Origin of the sequence: Butyricimonas sp. BSD2780061689_150309_C8 (assembly GCF_015560935.1) — a bacterium.
GTDB lineage: Bacteria > Bacteroidota > Bacteroidia > Bacteroidales > Marinifilaceae > Butyricimonas > Butyricimonas paravirosa.
The window spans coordinates 1-1,937 of the sequence record NZ_JADMSV010000062.1 but is presented as its reverse complement, the minus strand read 5'-3'; the positions used below and the strand labels follow the sequence as shown (position 1 = coordinate 1,937).

2 protein-coding genes are annotated in these 1,937 nt (G+C 42.1%); both read left to right on the top strand.

Annotated elements, in window-relative coordinates:
• A partial coding sequence (locus tag I2I33_RS20205; protein WP_195666779.1) for a transposase occupies positions 1–204 on the top strand: 204 nt, incomplete at its 5' end.
• Between the two features lie 349 nt (positions 205–553).
• Positions 554–1,837 (top strand): site-specific integrase, encoded by a 1,284-nt coding sequence (locus I2I33_RS20200; protein WP_004308773.1) that lies wholly within the window; start codon positions 554–556, stop codon positions 1,835–1,837.
• Positions 1,838–1,937: the final 100 nt, after the last annotated feature.

Below are 1,937 nucleotides of genomic sequence, written 5' to 3'. Positions count from 1 at the left end.
AAGTACGAGAGGGAAATCAGGGGGATGATTTACACCACAAACTGGATCGAAAGGCTGAACAGGGATTACAAGAGGGTCATCAACATGAGGGGCGCCATGCCAAACCCCCAAGCTGTTATTCTCCTAATGGGAACGGTAGCCCAAAATGCAGATATTTATAAATATCCTATTTATAATTTTTTAGAATCAAGATTATTTTATTGAACTATTTATAATTTTGCATGCATGAGAAAAGAAGGTATTTACACACTTTTTGAAACACTATCTTCAGACTTCTCATGAACGCGTTACGAACCCACCACCCCTTCGTTCGAATCCTTTAAAATACAAAAAGAGAGTCAGCTTTTGTGTGCTAACTCTCTCATTATTTGATTGTTTCTCGCGGAGAGAGAGGCTCTCGAACTTATACTTTCACAGAATATCATAAAACTGCAAACGACTGATAATCAAGTGTAAATTACAATATAGAGTAAAAGTAAATGTTTCTAAATGTCTTTTGCTATCTCAATAATTGGGTGTATATTTGGGTGTAGAATTTCAAACGCACCCAATTATGAATATCAAGCGCAACATCATTTTTGCATTGGAGAGCCGGAAAAAGAACGGTGTGCCAATCGTAGAGAACGTACCCATCCGTATGCGTGTCATCTTTGCCAGCCAACGCATCGAGTTTACAACGGGCTACCGGATTGACGTAGCCAAATGGGATGCAGATAAGCAGCGGGTAAAGAACGGATGTACCAACAAGCTAAAGCAAAGTGCAGCCGAAATCAATACGGACTTGCTGAAATACTATGCCGAAATCCAGAATATTTTCAAGGAATTTGAGGTGCAGGAGGTCATGCCAACGACCCAACAGTTGAAGGAAGCTTTCAACATGAGAATGAAAGACACCAGCGAAGAACAGCCGGAAGAAGCCCCTGTCAGCTTTTGGGAGGTGTTCGATGAGTTTGTAAAAGAGTGCGGTAACCAGAATAACTGGACGGCATCCACCTATGAAAAATTTGCAGCAGTGAGGAACCACCTCAAAGAGTTCAAGGAGGATGCAACGTTCAACTATTTCAACGAGTTTGGATTGAACGAATACGTCAACTTCCTGCGTGACACCAAGGATATGAGAAACAGCACCATCGGCAAGCAAATGGGATTCCTCAAATGGTTCCTGCGCTGGAGCTTCAAGAAAGGACATCATCAGAACATTGCATACGATACGTTCAAACCGAAACTGAAAACCACCTCGAAAAAAGTAATCTTCCTGACTTGGGATGAACTGAACAAGCTGAAAGACTACCAGATACCCAAGGATAAGCAATACCTGGAACGTGTGCGTGATGTTTTCCTGTTCTGCTGCTTTACGAGTTTGCGGTATTCGGATGTTCGCAATCTGAAAAGAAGCGATGTGAAGTCCGACCACATCGAAATAACCACAGTCAAGACTGCCGACAGCCTGACGATTGAACTGAACAAATACAGCAAAGCCATACTGGACAAATACAAGGACATCCATTTCGAGAATTACATGGCTCTGCCCGTCATCAGCAACCAGAAGATGAACGATTACCTGAAAGAGCTGGGCGAACTGGCAGAAATCAACGAGCCTGTACGGGAAACCTACTACAAGGGAAATGAACGTATTGATGAAGTCACACCCAAATACGCTTTGCTCAGTACCCATGCAGGAAGAAGGACATTCATCTGCAATGCGCTGGCTCTCGGAATCCCGGCACAGGTGGTCATGAAATGGACGGGACACAGCGACTACAAAGCTATGAAACCCTACATTGACATAGCGGATGATATTAAGGCAAATGCCATGAACAAGTTTAATCAACTATAAAAGTATCAAACAGTTTCATAGATAGTTACCAATGACTATATTTGTAGAAATTATCATCACAATATGAGCAACAAGGAATCCAACATAGAGAAAATGAATT